The organism is Empedobacter sp. UBA5036 (assembly GCF_002415215.1).
In the GTDB taxonomy this organism is placed as follows: domain Bacteria; phylum Bacteroidota; class Bacteroidia; order Flavobacteriales; family Weeksellaceae; genus Empedobacter; species Empedobacter falsenii_B.
The window spans coordinates 37,758-56,016 of the sequence record NZ_DICC01000051.1 but is presented as its reverse complement, the minus strand read 5'-3'; the positions used below and the strand labels follow the sequence as shown (position 1 = coordinate 56,016).

Genomic DNA, 18,259 nt, shown 5'->3' with positions numbered 1-18,259 from the left:
CGTAGTGAAATGAGAAATCTAAATTACAGATTTCTCCATGCGTCGAAATGACATGACTAATTTTAGTCTTTTGAAACAGCTTTTTTCTTTCATTCGAAAATAAATATCTTTATCAAAATTTAAAACTTATGAAAAAATTAGCACTTATTTTGGGATTATTCATCGGTAATTTTTCGGTTGCGCAAACTGTAAATGATGTTCCGATTAAAGATATCAATGTTGATTATGTACAGATTATTGGAACTGGGCGAGGTTTGAGTACAAAAATGAATATTCGATTGGATTTTGGACAAGAAACCAAATCTTTTTCACTGAAAAATGGTTTGAAAATAAAAGATGAACGCGGAATTTCAGTGAAATTCAATTCGATGATTGATGCGTTGAATTTTATGTCTGAAAACGGATATGAATTTCAGTTTGCCTACACATCAAAAGAAAATGATAACGATGCGCTTTATTATATTTTAAAGAGAAAAAAATAAAAAAATCCTCAACTTATGTTGAGGATTTATATTGAGAGAAATTCAATTCTTAATTAATTTTTTGAGCAACGTAATCACTTTCGTTTCCTAAACGATCGACAGCTTTTAGTGCAACTGCTGTTAAACTTTTACCATCTTTGTGTTTCAAAATTGTTTGGTTTGTTTTGGTTTTATCCAAAATAGACGTTTCCCAATCGTTGTTGTAACGTGTGTATAAAATCCATTTCGAAACATTTGAATTCATTTTATAATCATTCCAATTCATCACAACTTCTGACGCTTTCATATTTACAGTCAAACTTGGTTTTACCAAACGATCTGCTTTTATCCAATTCATAGTTGGCACCAAAGCTTTAGCTTTGTATGGACCTTCTTTCAGATAACTCAACATCGAAGGATTTTTCGTTAATCCAGCAATACTCCAGTGAATAACACCCACATTGTTTTGTAAAATTTCTCCAGCCATTTTTACCTGATTTGTAATCTCAGTTGTTCTATCCGAAACTTTCACTTCTACAGTATTCAAACCTGGCCAAAGATGACGATTATGTGTGTTTTCTGATTTCCACCATTCTAATAATTTCGGAAAACTTTGTCCTGTCGAATTAATTGGCCAATACAATTGTGGCGAAAAATAATCAACCCAACCTTTGTTCAACCATAATTTTGCATCTGCATACAATTCATCATATTGCGAAGAACCTGTAATTCCAGCAGGATATCCTGGTTTCCAAATTCCAAAAGGACTAATACCAAATTTTACAAAAGGTTTTTCTGCTTTGATTTCTTTATAAATACGCTCAATAATTGTATTCACATTTTGACGACGCCAATCTGCTCTCGACAACATTCCTCCATTATTCTTGTAAACATTCCAAGTTGAATTATCTGGAAAGTCTGCACCACCATTATACGATGCATATGGATAGAAATAATCATCAAAATGAACACCATCAATATCATAACGCGAAACGATATCACGAACAACTTCCGAAACGTGATCTTGCGTTTTTTTGTCAGCAGGATCAAACCAATACATGCCATTTTTCAATCTCACCACATTACTTGGCGATCTTTTCACCATCGATTCGTTTGTCACTGGACCTCCACTACTGTGATGCGCTCTGTAAGGATTTAACCAAACATGCAACTCAATTCCACGTTTGTGTGCTTCTTCCACCCAAAATTCTAACGGGTCATAATATGGCGAAGGCGCCTTACCTTCTTCTCCAGTTAAAAAGTAAGACCAAGGTTCGAAATTACTTTTATACAAAGCATCTGCCGCTGGGCGAACCTGAAAAATAACAGCATTAAAATTGTTTGCTTCTAACATATCCAACAACTTTATTGCTTCATCTTTTTGTTGCGTTGTCGTTAAATCTTTTTTAGAAGGCCAGTTAATATTTGCAACAGAAGCTACCCAAGCTGCACGAAACTCACGATTTACTTCAGGTAGTTTTACTGTAAAAACTTCATCTTTCTTGTTCGGAATTTCAGTTTTTGGCGTAGTAGCAATGGTTGACTTCGTAGATTCGACAGGTTTTATAGGCTGCTTAGATTCTACTTTTTTATAAACTATTTTTTTCGAATTTTTATTTGAAGCACACGAAGATAAGCCAATTGTAGCTAATCCGAAACACATCAAAATATATTTAAAATTAATTTTCATTCGTTGAAATATGTATTTTTAGCGTTACAAAATTAGTAATAAAGCTTTATTAATCCAGATTTTATCAAATATTTAGGATATCTAGATTTTCCTTCTCTATTAAATTTACAAAATTTTTCGCTTCAAAAAGTGTTCTATAAATTTTATTCTTTACATTTTTGTACTCATCTATAATTGATAAAAATATGTTTCTAATTATATGTTTTGGCGTATTGATTATTTGTGTAAATGTTATTTTACAATCAACTGTTACGGTTTATTCGCTAAAATATCTACATAAATATAATCTCAAAAAACAACGATTAACGTTTAGTGAAGTGCTTTGGCAAATGGCAATTTCAGTATCTTTCTTGACTTTATTGCACGGTGCACAATGTACAATTTGGGCGGCTACTTTTTATTTCAATCCAAATATTGACAATTTATATAGTTTTCAAGAAGCAATCTATTTTTCATTAATCACTTTTACAACCGTTGGTTACGGTGATGTTGTGATTGATAGCGAATGGAAAATTATGGCTGGATTAGAAGCTATAAACGGAATTATGATGGTAGGCTGGTCAACTGCGTTGATGTTTTCTTACCTACAAATTATCTTAAAGAAGAATATTACTCAATAAAAAAATCCCTTCAAAAATTTTTGAAGGGATTTTTAATTAATATTTATTTTTTTCCAAATTAACTTTCAATTCTTTGTAATAATCTGGCGCATTTGCATCTTTTTCTAAAGCTGTATTAACCCATTTCAACGCTTGATTTCGATCCAATTTATTCGAATAATAGAAGTTTGCTGAATTGTAAAAATCTCTTGCAGAAGAATTTTCATTCAATTGATCTCCAATCATTTTTAAAACTTCGTTAATTGTATTCGTTTCAATATCCAAAACAACCGTTGTGTTATCCCAAGCTAATACCAAATTCGCTGATTTTTGCGTCACATTTGTAAAACGAATCTCAAACGTTTCTGTCTTGTTCATCGATTTTGTTGACGGAGCTTTCACTTTCAAAGCGATATTCGACTCCTTCCACTCTTTCGGATTTCCCCAGTTTTTCGTGTCTTTGTAAAAAATTACCTCCCACTCCTCTTTATTCGGAATGCTATACAACGCATATTCGCCAGCAGCCAACTCTTGTCCATTCACTTTGATTGGTTTATCGAATTTGATGACCGTATTTTCATTCGCACCAGTTCGCCAAACTTCTCCATTCGGTACCAATTTTCCAAATACTTTTCTTCCGTTTACATTTGGTCGATTATATTCAACTTCAAATTCTGTTAAACCTACTTTTTGTTCAACTTCAGCATGAGAACTTACCGCGGGAAATTTCATTTGAGCAAAAGCACAACTTCCTATTAACAAAGCTAAAACTGTTGATGTTATTTTCATATAATTATTTCTTATTCTTTATTTTATCTGTTTTTTTATCGTATCCATACGGACAATGTTTGCATCCACTTTTACAACAATACCCTCTTTTTTTTAGATATTGTTCAGTAAATATTCTGAAACCTTCTGGAGATAAATAATAATCTCCTTCTTCAAACTTTTTCATTTCTAACGCTGTGAATTTACAACTTTTATCTATAAACTATCATTAATTTTGGTATGATAATTATTTGCGAAACTTCTTCTAAATTTACGCTTTTTAACGCTTTTTAAATCAATATCTTTTCAGATTGATTAATTTTGCAATAAAATCGAATTACCTAAATCATGTTTGTAGTTGTTTTGCGTCATTTATTCCGAAAGAATTTTATTGGAATTACCATTTTTCCTTTCATTTTTTTGAGAGATAAAAAACTGAAAAATGATGAAGTTTTAATCAATCACGAAACCATTCATATCATTCAACAACTCGAACTTTTGGTCGTTTTTTTCTATCCTTTTTATTTTATTGAATATGCCATTCGATTGATTCAATATCGCGATCAACACAAAGCATATCGCAATATTAGTTTTGAGCGTGAAGCTTATGCAAACGAACACAATTTGAATTATTTAAAAAAACGAAAATTTTATAATTTTCTAAAATATATCTAAATGATTTGGAACGATTTTAAAGCTCAAATTCAAAACATTGACATCAAACATTTAACTTCTCAAAATATTCAACTTTCTATATTAAGAGAAGATTTGATTCATCCAGAAATCTCTGGAAACAAATACCGAAAACTGAAATATAATTTTATTGAAGCTGAAAAACTTGGTTTCAAGAAATTGATAACATTTGGTGGCGCTTTTTCCAATCATATTGCAGCAACGGCGGCAGCTGGTCAACTTCATCATTTCGAAACTATCGGTATAATTCGTGGAGAAGAATTAAGTGATAAAATCGATGAAAATCCTACGTTACGTTTTGCTCAAAAATGTGGAATGCAATTGCATTTTATTTCCAGAGAAGATTATCGAAAAAAAGATGAAGTAGAATTTATTAATCATTTAAACACTAAATATCCAAACACTTACGTTATTCCAGAAGGAGGCACAAATGATTTTGCTATAAAAGGTTGCGAAGAAATTCTGTACGATGATTGTTTCGAATATGATTTTATTGCTTCGGCAATCGGAACTTGCGGAACAATTGCTGGATTGATTGAAAGTTCGAAACCTCATCAAAAAATTTTAGGTTTTCCGAGTTTAAAGGGAGATTTTATCCAAAATGAAATCGAAAAATTGACAAATAAAACCAATTTTACTATTTTTAATGATTATCATTTTGGCGGATATGGGAAAGTTTCGGATGAATTAATTACTTTTGTAAATGATTTCAAGCGAATTAACCATATTCAATTGGATCCTATTTACACTGGAAAAATGGTTTTTGGTATTTTTAAATTAATTAAAAATCATTATTTTAGTGATAATTCTAAAATTCTTTTGGTTCATACAGGCGGATTGCAAGGAATTGAAGGAATGAACAAACTTTTAAAGAAGAAGAACAAAAATATTATAGAATGAAAAAATTGTTATACGTTTTTAGCTTAGTGTTGACGATTTCGACGCAAGCACAAGAAAGTAGAGACATAACTTACATTCGAAAACATGCTATTTTAGCTGTTGAAGAAATGCAACTTTACAAAGTTCCGGCAAGTATTACGTTAGCACAAGGATTATTGGAAACTGGAGGCGGACAAAGTAAATTAGCCGATCAAGCCAATAATCATTTTGGAATAAAATGTAAAGGTCCTGAAGAATGGTCGTTGGATAAACCTCGTATTTATCACGATGATGATGCGAAAGGTGAATGTTTTAGAAAATATACTTCAGTTGAAGAAAGTTATAGAGATCATTCTAAATTTTTAGCGTTAAGACCATATTACAAAGCTTTGTTTATTTTAGATCCGACAGATTATAATGCTTGGGCAAATGGTCTGAAAAAATCTGGCTATGCAACTGATCCAAAATATGCTTCAAAATTAATTTCGAGAATTGAAAAATATAATTTAGATCAATTTGATAAGATTTCTCCAGAAGAAGTTTATGCAAAATTGTATACCTTATACAACAATCAGGATGATATGATGTTGGCAAATAATTCGTCAAAATCTAAAACGAAAAAAGAATCTAAAACAATCAAAGAAGAAATTGCATTAGCGTCTTATCAACCAAATAATAATAGTATAGAGAAAAATGAGCCTAGTGTAAATAACAAAACAATTGCTTACGAAACTCGTCCTCAAAATCCTACAACTCGCATTAAAAATCACAAGAATAATATTCCTTATATTGTTGCTCAAGCGGGAGAAACAATTGCGACTATTTCTAAAACATACAACAAAGTTCCTTCGGATATTGCGAATTTCAATGAAATACAAATGGGTTCTAAATTGAAAGATGGACAAATTGTATTTTTCGGAAAAAAGAAAACAAAAGGTTCTGATTATTCATACAAAGTACAAGAAGGTGATGATATGTACACGATTTCGCAACGTTTTGGTGTAAAAGTAAACAACCTATATAAACTAAATCGTATGGAACCAGGTGAACAACCTAAAATTGGTCAACGTATTAATTTGAAAACAAAAGTTAGAGCATAATGAGCTCAATAATAAAAAAAAGCTTCCAAATGGAAGCTTTTTTTATTTCATCATTTTGAGAATATCAACCAATTGTTGATTGATTTCTCTTGTTTGATAATCCATCGGTGCAGGCGCGCGATCAATCATAATATTTCCTTCTTTATCTAAAATAATAAAAGTCGGGATGTATTCTATCTTATAATCAAAACCAAAATTATCTTCTCTTCCTGCAAATAACTGTACACCAGACATCTGATTTTCTCTCACCATTTTTTCCCAAATTGGCTTATCTTCTAATTTATCCAAAGAAACACTTACAAAATGAATTGGTGCATTATGAAATTGTTTTTCCAATTCTTTCATAAAAGGAATTTGAACTTTGCAAGGTCCACACCATGTTGCCCAAATATCCATGTAGACATATTTTCCTTTGAAATCTGATAAGTCAAATCGTTTTCCATTGATATCAGCCAAAGAAAAATCTGGTGCTTTTATCAATTCTTTCGGAATTTCTGATTCTGGTGATTCTTTTTTTGCAACAGAATCAATCTTTTCTATTTCAGCAGATTCTTCAATTTTTTGTTCGGATTTATTACAACTAAAAAATGTAAAAAACATTGATAGTAATAGTAGTTTCGTTTTCATTTTATTTTTCAAATAAGTATTAAAAAACTTGATAATATCTATAAGTCTTTCGTCAAAAATAAACATTTAAACGTTAGCAATTTCATAAAATACCTCAATTCACTTGACAAAGGGGTATCTGACATCGTATATTTGCAAAAAATTGTACAATTATGAAAATGAAAACCTCCGATTTCGACTTTACTTTACCTGAAGAACTTTTAGCAGATCGCCCTTCTGAAAACAGAGACGAAGCTCGCTTAATGGTTGTTCACCGTGACACCGGAGAAATTGAACATAGACAATTTAAAGATCTTATCGAGTATTTCGACGAAGGAGATGTAATGATTCGTAACAATACGAAAGTTTTCCCTGCTCGTTTGATGGGTAACAAAGAGAAAACTGGTGCTCAAATCGAAGTTTTCTTGCTAAGAGAATTAGATGCTGAGACTCGTTTATGGGATGTTTTGGTTGATCCAGCGCGTAAAATTCGTATCGGAAATAAATTATTCTTCGATAATGATGATACATTAGTTGCAGAGGTTGTTGACAATACAACTTCTCGTGGACGTACTTTACGTTTCTTATTTGATGGATCTTACGAAGAATTCCGTGCAAAATTGAAAGAATTAGGAGAAACTCCACTTCCAAAATATATTTTACGTGATGTTGAACCAGAAGATGCAGAGCGTTACCAAACAATTTATGCAAAACACGAAGGAGCTGTTGCTGCACCAACAGCTGGTTTACACTTTTCTAAACACTTATTAAAACGTTTAGAAATTAAAGGTGTTGATTTTGCTGAATTAACATTACACATTGGTTTAGGAACTTTTCAAGCTGTAGAGGTTGAAGATTTATCTAAACACAAAATGGAGTCTGAGCAAGTTATTATTCCTCAAGAATCTGCTGATCTTGTAAATCGTGCAATTGACGAGAAGAAAAAAGTTTGTGCTATTGGTACAACTTCTATGCGTTCTATCGAATCTTCTGTTTCTGCAGATGGTCATTTAAATGCATTTGATGGTTGGACGAACAAATTTATTCACCCACCATACGATTTCTCTATTGCAAATTGTATGATTACAAACTTCCACACACCAAAATCTACATTAATCATGATGATTTCTGCGTTTGCTGGACACGATTTAACAATGAAAGCATACAACGAAGCTGTAAAAGAAGGATACAAATTCTACTCTTACGGAGATGCAATGTTAATCTTATAAGACAAGTTTGAGTACAACAAAAAAAGATATACGAAAGCTTTCACAAGCTGAGATTGAAGATTATTTCAAAGAGATTGGAGAAAAATCATTCCGCGCAAAACAAGTGTACGAATGGTTATGGAAAAAGAATGCGCATCAATTTGATGACATGACGAATATCTCAAAAGCTCTACGTGAGCAATTGGGAGAATCTTTCCAAATTCAACCTGTTGAAGTTGATCTTCTACAAAAATCTAACGACGGAACCATCAAGAATGCGGTTAAACTTCATGATGGTAACGTTGTGGAATCTGTTTTAATTCCGACTGATTCTCGCACAACTGCATGCGTTTCTTCGCAAGTTGGTTGTAGCTTGGATTGTACTTTTTGTGCAACAGCGCAATTAAAACGTATGCGTAACTTAACAGCTGCCGAAATCGTCGATCAAGTTGTGATTATCGATGAAGAAAGTAAACGTTATTTCAATCGTCCTTTAAGCAATATCGTATTTATGGGAATGGGAGAACCTTTGTTAAATTATAACGAAGTAATTTCTGCCATCAAAAAAATCACATTGCCAGAAGGACTAGGAATGGCTCCAAGACGAATTACAGTTTCTACTTCGGGAATTCCTAAAATGATTGAAAAACTGGCTGACGAAGATTTACGTGTTAACCTTGCGGTATCTTTACATTCGGCTCGAGAAGAAGTTCGTAATGTGATTATGCCTTTTTCTGTTAAATTTCCGTTGACGGATTTAATGGATAGTCTTCAATATTGGTACCAACAAACAGGTTTACGAATTACGTTCGAATATATTGTTTGGGGCGGTGTTAATGATAAAAAAGAAGATATCGATGCATTGGTAAAATTCTGTCGAAAAATTCCTTCTAAAGTGAATATTATCGAATATAATTCGATTGATGACGGAATCTACAAACAAGCATCAGAAGAAGCAGTTAACAATTATATCAAAGCTTTAGAATCCAACAATATTGTGGTAAATGTACGTCGTAGTCGCGGAAAAGATATTGATGCAGCTTGCGGACAATTAGCCAATAAAACTGGAAATGATTAAAACATAATCAAATGAAATATTTAGCCATATTTTTATTTTTGATTCTGACTAAATTCTCTTTCGCGCAAATAGTAGAAAACATCGATACAATTTCTATTGATGATTATAAAATGGAAAGTATCAACTTACCGCCTACTTTGAACGAAATTTCGACTTTAGAATATGAAAAAGAAGATAAAAATGTGGCTTCTTTTTGGGGTTTAAACGATTCTGATTCCAAACCAGAATTGTATCGTTTTGATGCAAAAACAGGTAAAATTATCAATACTATTTTCATCACAAATGCTCCAAATATCGATTGGGAAGAAATGTCTTCGGATGATAATCGAATTTATTTTGCTGATTTTGGAAATAATTTGGGCAAACGAAAAGATTTAGCCATTTATTTTATCCAGAAATCAAACATCGATTATTCAAAATCTTATCAGCAATTAAAAGCTGAAAAAATAGAATTTTATTATCCAGATCAAGAAACTTTTCAGTTCAAAAATATGACGACAAATTGGGACGCAGAAGCATTTTTTGTCTACCAAAATCAATTGCATATTTTTACAAAAGAATGGTCAAATATGTCAACGTCTCATTATGTTGTTCCTATTGACTCTTCTAAAAAACACGCAGCCAAAAAGTTAGAAACTTTTCCTACAAATTACGCTGTAACTGCTGCTTATATCGATGCTGATGTAAATAGTTCTACCAAAGGAGTTTATCTGTTAGGCTACACAAAAGAAGCGTTAACGTTTATCAGTTGGTTTGATTTGCCAAAAGATAACAATCAGTTATTCTTCACTTCTCAAGTTAAAAAAATAAGTTTACCTTTGGGCTTCACGACACAGTTGGGACAATTGGAAGGTATTTCAGTTTTGCCAACCGAAAACAAAATTTGTTTTAGCGGAGAGGAATTTAATTATAAAGGATTCTATGCAAAACAGGTTGTACATTGCATCAATAATTTTACGAATTAAAAAACTAAATTTTGGGTAACACGGTAGATTTGATTAAAGCTCCGATCGCGGAGGAAATGAAATTGTTTGAACAGAAATTCTTCGAATCGATGAAGAGTAATGTTTCGCTTCTTGACCGTATTTCCAATTATATCGTGCGTAGAAAAGGAAAACAAATGCGTCCGATGTTTGTATTTTTAACTGCAAAATTAAATGGCGAAGTACAAGAACGTACCTATCGTGCAGCTTCTTTTATCGAGCTTATTCACACCGCAACTTTAGTACACGATGATGTAGTGGATGATAGTACATTGCGTCGTGGTTTCTTTTCACTTAATGCGATTTGGAAGAACAAAGTAGCTATTTTGGTGGGAGATTATTTTTTGTCAAAGACCTTAATTATTTCGACTAAAAACAAAGATTTTGATTTACTTGAAGTTGTTTCGGTTGCGATACAGGAAATTTCGGAAGGTGAATTATTGCAAATCGAAAAAGCGCGAAAACTTGATATTACAGAAGATGTATACTTCGAGATTATTCGAATGAAAACGGCAACGCTTATCGCAGCTTGTTGTGAGGCTGGAGCACGTTCTGTTGGTTGTTCGGAAGAAGTAGCGAAAAAAATGCATCGTTTTGGTGAATTGGTTGGAATTGCCTTTCAGATTAAAGATGATTTGTTTGATTATACCACTTCTAATGCAATTGGAAAGCCTGTCGGAATTGACATCAAAGAACAAAAAATGACGTTACCGTTGATTTATTCAATCAATACAGCGAATGAAAAAGACAAAAAATGGTTGATTAATTCGGTAAAACGTTACAACAATGACAAAAAACGTGTACGAGAAATTATTCAGTATGTAAAAGATCACGGCGGAATTGAGTACACGCAAAAAATGATGAAACAATATAGCCAAGAGGCTTTAGATATACTATACGAATTCCCAGAAAGTGAATTTCGAAATTCATTGGAAACAATGGTGAAATACGTTATCGAAAGAGAAAAATAACAAAAGGACTTCTAATTGAAGTCCTTTTTGTTTTACATTAAGAATTAACAGTTCTAAGCTCTGGATGCGATATTGAAACAAGTTCAATATGACTCCGATAAATTAAGATCTATTTTCAATAATAAATTAGCGGAAAATGTCAAGCTGAATTGAATTCAGCTTCTCATCACTTTAAAAACTAAATCAACCTCACGACATTACGAATTAAGTCAGCTTGGTTCTAGACACTTTGTTTACAACATAAAAAAAGCCATTACAAACCGTAATGACTTTATATTTTGATTAAAACCTTATTTTTAAATGGATTTCTGATAAATATAATCATCCATAATATATCCATTTCCAATGTCAAATGTTTTTGATTCCATATTCTTGAAACCATTTTTCTCATAAAAACGAATTGCTTTCGCATTGTGTTTATTCACTGTTAAATGAACAGCTTTTGCTCCTTTTTCTCGCGCATAATCTACAACTCTATTCAACATCAATTGTCCAATTCCTTTGGTTTGATTAGACTCTTTCAAGTAAATTTTGGATAAGAAAACAGTATTATTTTCATCTAATTTGTAATGCAAATAACCAGACGGAACATTATCAATTTTCAGGATTTCCCAAACATCTTCATTTGCAATTCCTTCGTTTACTTTGTCAGTATTATACATCATATCAATCATATAATTGATTTGATCTTGGGATAATAAATCTTTGTAACATTCGTTCCAAATCTCATTTGCTAAAGGTTGAACCAAATGAATATTTTTTTCATTAACCGTATGAAAATGAGGATAAACGTCCAATTTTACTGGATTTATTTTTTGATTAACTTCTAAATTTTGTAGAATTTCATCTTTACGCTTTTCGATATCTGCAGAAAACATTTCCATTGTCCATTTACGTTTAAGATGATAGTAATAGAAAACACCAATAAATAGAAAAATAATTGTTTCTCCAATCCAAACAAATTTTGACTTACTCAATTCAACAGGATTCATGATATCAATATCAATTATACTAGTTACTTTAAGAGCCACTAATGCAAATACTAATAGAACAATTCCAAAAAAATACATTCCAATAACACTTAGAATTGTTTTAACTTTGTTCTTCTTAAAAAACTTAGCTAAAAAATAATATTGTACCGAGAACAAAAATAATATAATAAAATCCACTTAATTTAAATTTTTATATCTCACAAAAATACGAAAAATATGCCCGCAAACATTTATATTTGTATGAAACATATCAAAACAAAAAGTGATTTATTATGTATAGCGATAAATTTCAAAACTACTTACAAACGCAATTGAATGATTTAGAAGAACAAGGATTATTCAAAAAAGAACGCATCATTGCTTCTCCTCAAAGTGCAGAAATTACATTAGAAAATGGTAAAACATTACTTAATTTTTGTGCGAACAACTATTTAGGATTATCTGATAATAAAGACGTTATCTCAGCTTCTCAAAAAATGTTAGATGACCGCGGATACGGAATGTCTTCGGTTCGTTTTATTTGTGGTACGCAAGATGTACACAAACAATTAGAGAAAAAAATCGCTAATTTCTTAGGAATGGAAGATACGATTTTATATGCTGCTGCTTTTGACGCAAATGGTGGTGTTTTTGAGCCTTTGTTTACAGAAGAAGATGCTATTATTTCTGATGAATTAAACCACGCTTCTATTATTGATGGTGTTCGTTTATGTAAAGCTGCTCGTTATCGTTATAAAAACAATAATATGGCTGATTTAGAGGCTCAATTAATTGTAGCTTCAGAAAAAAATCATCGTTTCAAAATTATTGTAACAGACGGAGTTTTCTCTATGGATGGTATCGTTGCAGACTTAAAAGGTGTTTGTGATTTAGCTGATAAATACGATGCTTTGGTAATGGTTGATGATTCTCACGCAACTGGTTTTATTGGAAAAACTGGACGTGGAACACATGAGCACAACGAAGTAATGGGACGTGTAGACATCATTACATCTACTTTAGGAAAAGCTTTAGGTGGTGCAATGGGTGGATTTACTTCTGGTAAAAAAGAAGTAATCGAAATGTTACGTCAAAAATCTCGTCCATATTTATTCTCTAACTCTTTAGCTCCTGGAATTGTTGGTGCAGCTTTACAAGTGTTAGAAATGTTAGAAAAAGATACTTCTTTACGCGATAAAGTAATGTGGAATGCTGAATATTTCCGCAAAGAAATGGTTGCTGCTGGTTTTGATATTCCAGAAGGTGATGCTGCAATTGTACCTGTTATGCTGTACGATGCGAAATTATCTCAAGTTATGGCAGACAAATTATTAGATGAAGGTGTTTATGTAATCGGATTCTTTTTCCCTGTTGTTCCTCGCGACAAAGCACGTATTCGTGTACAATTATCAGCTGCACATACAAAAGAGCAATTAGATCATACAATTGCTGCTTTTACAAAAGTTGGTAAAGAATTAGGAGTGATTAAATAAGAATTTGTTTTTTCAATATTATATTAGCGACTAAATATTTTTAGTCGCTTTTTTTATATATTTAACTTATGCTTTTCAAAAATAAAACATATCAAATAACGACAAATCTTTCTGAACAAGAAGTTTTTAAAATACTAAATGATAATACAGAAGAAAAAAGAATTCGTTTTTCTAAAAGTAAATATGAATTTGAAGGGATAGTTTATAAAGATCATTTCAATTTGATGAAAACGATTAGCGGACGAAATAGTTTTAATCCTCAAATTATTGGTCATTTCAATACCAACGACAATAAAACCACTATTGTTTACAATTTAGAATTAAACTCTTTTGTTTCAATATTTTTCATTGTTTGGATAAGTATTGTGACTTTATTTTTTATAATCTCACTTTTTCAAATTATTACTAATGGAATTCATAATTTTTTACCTTTAATTTCTATTCCGATGTTATTTTTTGGATTCATATTATATTTTGTTGCTACAAAAATGTCTGAGGATAAAATCACTGAAACTTTTGAAAAATTATTTCAAGAAAAAGTTCAAGAAGTAAAATAATTCAACGCCACGAATTGTCTCTCAAAATCCTTACTTTTACAACAATTCAACGAAAGAAAATTTCAAAATGGCTCAATTCATAGAAAATGTTGTAAAAGATTTAGTCCAAAATCAAAAAAACTTTATCAACACCACTTTAGTTTTACCAGGAAAACGTCCAATGTTATTCTTCAAACAAGAATTTCAGCGTGAAGCGCAAAATATCATTCTTCCACAAATGAAAAGTATCGAAGAATTGATGAGCGAACTTTCTGGTTTAGAAATTATTTCTGGAATTAATCTATGGTTCAAAGCGTATCAAGCCTATAAAAAAATCGTTGACAAGCCTGATTCTTTCGAAGATTTTATCAAATGGGGACCAACTGTTTTGAAAGATTTCGATGATATCGATGCTTCTTTGCAACCTGCGCATAAAGTTTTAGACTATTTGATTTCGGTAGAACGAATTAGTCAATGGGGAGATGGAAAAATTGAGATTGGGAAAAATGAAATCATTCAAAATCACTTAACGTTTTGGGGAATTGTTTCAAAATTATATTTTCAATTACAACAAGATCTGTTGGATTCGAAAGAAGGTTATGCTGGGATGGTTTTTAGAATCGCAAGTGAAAAGGTTGAAGAGATTGTCGAAAACAGAACTTCACATTATGTTTTTGCTGGTTTTAATGCCTTGACAAAAGCAGAACAAGCACTAATTTTTCGATTAGAAAAAGAAAAATTAGCCACTTTATATTGGGATGCAGATAAATATTATTACGAAAATCCGAATCAAGAAGCTGGTTCTTTTCTAAGAAAATACAAAGAAAAAATAAAACCTATCAATTGGGTGGTTGATGAATTTTCGAGACCAAAAAATTTACAGACAATTGGTGTTGCAAAACAAGTTGGACAAGCAAAATATATTGCAGATTTAATTAGAAATCTCAACGAAGATGAGATAAAAAATACCGCGTTGATTTTGGCTGATGAATCTATTTTACCAGCAATTCTCAATTCGTTGCCCGAAAATATCACACATCTCAACATTTCGATGGGAATTCCGTTACGTTCTGTTCCGTTAGCGCAATTTTTCAAATCAATTTTTGAGTTGCAAATGAATCGGGAGAAGTTAGGAAAAGGAACCATGTTTTATTTCAAAAATGTCTTACAAATTCTTGAAAATAAAACATTATCTCTTTTTAGCACAGAAGAAAGTCGAAGATTAATTGGAGATATTCGTTTACAAAATAGAATATTTAATTCTCAAAATTCGATTCAAAATGCCTTAAGAGAATCAATCTTTAAATCTATTTTTCATATTCCAAAAAGTATCACTGAATTTATTCATCATCTAAAAAATTGGACAGACGAATTACTGCATCATCCTTCGATGAACGATTTGTTGACAAAAGAATATTTGTTCTTTTTCAAAAAAGTTTTCAATCAATTACATGAAAATTTGTTAAGTGTTGATGATATCAAAGATTATAGAACCTTATTTTTATTATACAACAAAATCGTATCTTCTGAGACAATTTCCTTTATTGGAGAGCCTTTGAAAGGTTTACAATTGATGGGATTGTTGGAAACTCGTTTATTGAATTTCGATAATATCATCATGACTTCTGTGAATGACGAAATTTTGCCTTTGGGACGACAAAACAATACATTTATTCCGTACGATATTCGCAAACAAATGAAATTGAATACATTTACCGAAAATGATTCGATTTATGCATATCACTTTTATCGTTTGATTCAGCGTGCGAAAAACGCTTATTTCGTGTACGATACCGAAGCTGACGGAATGGGTTCTGGAGAAAAATCTCGCTTTTTGGCTCAAATCAAATTTGAAAGTAATCACGAAGTGAAAGAAACTTTTGCTGCTCCAAGTTTTGTTACAAAACCTTTGAAAGAAATCATTGTTCCTAAAACTGACGAAACAATGGCTAAACTTCAAAATTGGGCTGAATATGGAATTTCACCTTCTTCACTTTCGACATATTTACGCAATCCATTAGATTTTTATGAGCAACGCATTTTTAATGTAAATGAAGTCGAAGAAGCCGAAGAAATTGTAAGTGCAAGAACGTTAGGAAACATTGTACACGGAGCTTTAGAGGATTTGTACACGCCTTATATTGGACATATTTTGCATGAAAATGATTTCAAAAATATCGAAAAAATAAAAGATAAAACCTTACAAAAACATTTTAGCAAAGAATATAAAGATGGGCATTTAGATAAAGGACCAAATTATTTGATTTATAAAATTGCAGAGCGAATTGTAGATGGCGTTTTGTCTAAAGATACAACTACTGCAAAAGAAAATGAATTTGTTATTCGAGCTTTGGAGAGCAAGCTCGAAGTTGATTTTACACTTACAAATGGCAAAATTGTAAAACTGAAAGGGGTGATTGATAGAATTGATTCTGTCAATAATCAAACTCGAATTATTGATTACAAAACTGGTTATGCGAAAGATATTTCGGTTAAAACCGAAGAAATAGAAACCGTTTACAAAAAAGAAGATAAAGCCAAACAATTGCAATTAATTTTCTATGCTCATTTATTTTATGCAGACAAAAAAAATCTAAATAAAGACATTGAATTGTGTATTTATCCGATCAAATTTCCAAATAAAGATTTAATTAAACTTTCGGTTGATAAAAATACAACCATCGATTATTCGATTGTCGAGAATTCTAACGCGCCAATGTCAACATTAATTGAAGAGATTTTAAATCAAGAAATTCCGTTCAAACAGCCAGAATAGTACACAATACACTATAAAGAAAACCCTTTATAAATACTACATACAAAGGGTTTTATATTTTATTTGGTGTATAAATTGATTTATATTCTTAATAATTTGCTAAAAAATAGTAGTTTTGGAAAAGTTTAAAATCGCATAATGAAAAACAATAAACTTTTTATAGCTATTATTATTGCCCTTCTTATCGGGGTTGCGCTTGGAGGATATGTACATTATAATACCTCGCCAGAATTTATTAAAACATTTTCGACTAACATAAAACTTCTTGGTACTATTTTTATTCGTCTTATTCAGATGATTATTGCGCCTTTAGTTTTCTCAACATTAGTAGTTGGTATTGCTAAAATGGGTGATATGAAAATGGTTGGACGTGTTGGTGGACGTGCAATGGGTTGGTTTATCACAGCTTCACTTACTTCTTTGGTGATTGGTGCTATTGTTATCAATGTAATGAAACCTGGAGAAGGATTGAATATTGAAATCGATTCAAGTTCTGCTCAAGATTTATTAAAAGGTCAAGCTTCGCTTACATTAGAACATTTCATTACACATATGATTCCTAAATCTGTTTTCGAATCATTTGCAACAAATGAAATCTTACAAATCGTTGTTTTCTCTATTTTCTTTGGTGTCGCAATGGCAGCTTATGGAAAAGAAGGCGAAATGATTACGAAAGCGTTAGATAAAATTTCGCATATCGTTTTAATCATGGTTGGATATGTAATGTGGACTGCGCCATTAGGAGTTTTAGGAACTATTTCTGCTGCTATTGCAACGTACGGATTCGGTATATTCTTACTTTATGTTAAATATTTAATCGCCTTTGTAATTGGTATTTTGCTTCTTTGGGCTGTTTTAATTTTGGTTGGATATTTCATCTTAGGAAAACGAGTAATCGACTTATTAAGACACATCAAAGCGCCATTATTAATCGCTTTCTCTACAACTTCATCAGAAGCTGTATTCCCAAAATTAGTTGAAGAATTAGAAAAATTTGGGGCTCAAAAGAAAATTATTTCGTTTACTTTACCGCTCGGATATTCCTTCAATTTAGATGGATCGATGATGTACATGACGTTCGCGTCGCTATTTATCGCGCAGGTTTATGGAATTCACATGCCGATCGAGAAACAAATTTTGATGTTATTAGTCTTAATGCTTACTTCAAAAGGTGTTGCAGGTGTGCCAAGAGCTTCATTAATTGTAGTGGTTGCAACTTGTTCGATGTTTGGAATTCCACCAGAAGGAATCGCATTGATTTTACCAATCGACCATTTCTGTGATATGGCTCGTTCGATGACGAATGTTCTTGGAAATGCTTTATCGACTGTTGCAGTTGATAAATGGGAAGGACACGTCGCAATTGAGCAAACATATACACACGATGATGATCATCACAAAGCTTAAATAAATTGCTTTTCAAAAATATTACAAGAAATGCGACCTG

The 18,259-nt window shown here is 31.7% G+C and carries 18 protein-coding genes; 13 read left to right on the top strand and 5 right to left on the bottom strand.

What is annotated here, in order from left to right; genetic code table 11:
- Positions 1–128: 128 nt before the first annotated feature.
- Positions 129–482, top strand: coding sequence for a hypothetical protein (locus B4J88_RS09165; RefSeq protein ID WP_038336316.1), 354 nt, complete (start codon positions 129–131; stop codon positions 480–482).
- 49 nt (positions 483–531) lie between these two features.
- On the opposite strand, the gene B4J88_RS09160 is transcribed toward B4J88_RS09165, so the two are convergent.
- Positions 532–2,151, bottom strand: a complete 1,620-nt coding sequence (locus B4J88_RS09160) for a glycoside hydrolase family 10 protein (RefSeq protein ID WP_125350215.1) — start codon at positions 2,149–2,151, stop codon at positions 532–534.
- Between the two features lie 185 nt (positions 2,152–2,336).
- On the opposite strand from B4J88_RS09160, the gene B4J88_RS09155 reads away from it, so the two are divergent.
- The gene (locus tag B4J88_RS09155; RefSeq protein WP_280049537.1) at positions 2,337–2,771 is read left to right on the top strand and encodes a potassium channel family protein; all 435 of its coding nucleotides are present in this window, start codon (positions 2,337–2,339) and stop codon (positions 2,769–2,771) included.
- A 36-nt stretch (positions 2,772–2,807) separates the two neighbouring features.
- On the opposite strand, the gene B4J88_RS09150 is transcribed toward B4J88_RS09155, so the two are convergent.
- Positions 2,808–3,539: a DUF2911 domain-containing protein gene (locus B4J88_RS09150; RefSeq protein WP_084106931.1), complete on the bottom strand. Its 732-nt coding sequence runs from the start codon at positions 3,537–3,539 to the stop codon at positions 2,808–2,810.
- A gap of 4 nt (positions 3,540–3,543) precedes the next feature.
- Positions 3,544–3,705 carry a DUF5522 domain-containing protein gene (locus B4J88_RS09145; protein WP_160279602.1) on the bottom strand — a complete coding sequence of 54 codons (162 nt, stop codon included), beginning with the start codon at positions 3,703–3,705 and terminating at the stop codon, positions 3,544–3,546.
- Between the two features lie 161 nt (positions 3,706–3,866).
- Between B4J88_RS09145 and B4J88_RS09140 the strand changes: the two genes are divergently transcribed.
- Genes B4J88_RS09140 through B4J88_RS09130 form a run of 3 tightly spaced genes read left to right on the top strand, consistent with a single transcriptional unit; the run spans position 3,867 to position 6,190 of the window.
- Positions 3,867–4,193, top strand: a complete 327-nt coding sequence (locus B4J88_RS09140; protein ID WP_038336313.1) for a hypothetical protein — start codon at positions 3,867–3,869, stop codon at positions 4,191–4,193.
- The gene (locus B4J88_RS09135) at positions 4,194–5,111 is read left to right on the top strand and encodes a 1-aminocyclopropane-1-carboxylate deaminase/D-cysteine desulfhydrase (RefSeq protein WP_038336312.1); all 918 of its coding nucleotides are present in this window, start codon (positions 4,194–4,196) and stop codon (positions 5,109–5,111) included.
- Positions 5,108–6,190: a glucosaminidase domain-containing protein gene (locus B4J88_RS09130; RefSeq protein WP_291067382.1), complete on the top strand. Its 1,083-nt coding sequence runs from the start codon at positions 5,108–5,110 to the stop codon at positions 6,188–6,190. The genes B4J88_RS09135 and B4J88_RS09130 overlap by 4 nt, the downstream gene beginning before the upstream one ends.
- A gap of 42 nt (positions 6,191–6,232) precedes the next feature.
- Here the strand turns inward: B4J88_RS09130 and B4J88_RS09125 are convergent, their stop codons facing one another.
- Positions 6,233–6,817, bottom strand: coding sequence for a TlpA family protein disulfide reductase (locus B4J88_RS09125; RefSeq protein WP_291067380.1), 585 nt, complete (start codon positions 6,815–6,817; stop codon positions 6,233–6,235).
- A 158-nt stretch (positions 6,818–6,975) separates the two neighbouring features.
- Between B4J88_RS09125 and queA the strand changes: the two genes are divergently transcribed.
- Genes queA through B4J88_RS09105 form a run of 4 tightly spaced genes read left to right on the top strand, consistent with a single transcriptional unit; the run spans position 6,976 to position 11,036 of the window.
- Positions 6,976–8,025, top strand: coding sequence for a tRNA preQ1(34) S-adenosylmethionine ribosyltransferase-isomerase QueA (gene queA / locus B4J88_RS09120; protein ID WP_038336356.1), 1,050 nt, complete (start codon positions 6,976–6,978; stop codon positions 8,023–8,025).
- A gap of 7 nt (positions 8,026–8,032) precedes the next feature.
- Positions 8,033–9,082, top strand: a complete 1,050-nt coding sequence (gene rlmN / locus B4J88_RS09115; protein WP_038336309.1) for a 23S rRNA (adenine(2503)-C(2))-methyltransferase RlmN — start codon at positions 8,033–8,035, stop codon at positions 9,080–9,082.
- A gap of 11 nt (positions 9,083–9,093) precedes the next feature.
- Positions 9,094–10,047 carry a hypothetical protein gene (locus B4J88_RS09110; RefSeq protein ID WP_286495588.1) on the top strand — a complete coding sequence of 318 codons (954 nt, stop codon included), beginning with the start codon at positions 9,094–9,096 and terminating at the stop codon, positions 10,045–10,047.
- Between the two features lie 56 nt (positions 10,048–10,103).
- A complete protein-coding gene (locus B4J88_RS09105) occupies positions 10,104–11,036 on the top strand; it encodes a polyprenyl synthetase family protein (protein WP_180906365.1) in 933 nt (310 codons plus the stop codon).
- A gap of 296 nt (positions 11,037–11,332) precedes the next feature.
- Here the strand turns inward: B4J88_RS09105 and B4J88_RS09100 are convergent, their stop codons facing one another.
- On the bottom strand, positions 11,333–12,205 hold the full coding sequence (locus B4J88_RS09100) for a GNAT family N-acetyltransferase (RefSeq protein WP_260392015.1): 873 nt from the start codon (positions 12,203–12,205) through the stop codon (positions 11,333–11,335).
- A 95-nt stretch (positions 12,206–12,300) separates the two neighbouring features.
- On the opposite strand from B4J88_RS09100, the gene kbl reads away from it, so the two are divergent.
- The 4 genes from kbl (at position 12,301) to B4J88_RS09080 (ending at position 18,219) form a co-directional block, all read left to right on the top strand.
- A complete protein-coding gene (kbl, locus tag B4J88_RS09095) occupies positions 12,301–13,500 on the top strand; it encodes a glycine C-acetyltransferase (RefSeq protein WP_125350209.1) in 1,200 nt (399 codons plus the stop codon).
- Between the two features lie 68 nt (positions 13,501–13,568).
- A complete protein-coding gene (locus B4J88_RS09090; protein ID WP_219034190.1) occupies positions 13,569–14,057 on the top strand; it encodes a hypothetical protein in 489 nt (162 codons plus the stop codon).
- A 67-nt stretch (positions 14,058–14,124) separates the two neighbouring features.
- Positions 14,125–16,812: a PD-(D/E)XK nuclease family protein gene (locus B4J88_RS09085; RefSeq protein WP_291067376.1), complete on the top strand. Its 2,688-nt coding sequence runs from the start codon at positions 14,125–14,127 to the stop codon at positions 16,810–16,812.
- A 138-nt stretch (positions 16,813–16,950) separates the two neighbouring features.
- Positions 16,951–18,219, top strand: a complete 1,269-nt coding sequence (locus tag B4J88_RS09080) for a dicarboxylate/amino acid:cation symporter (protein ID WP_280037926.1) — start codon at positions 16,951–16,953, stop codon at positions 18,217–18,219.
- The last annotated feature ends 40 nt before the right edge of the window (positions 18,220–18,259 follow it).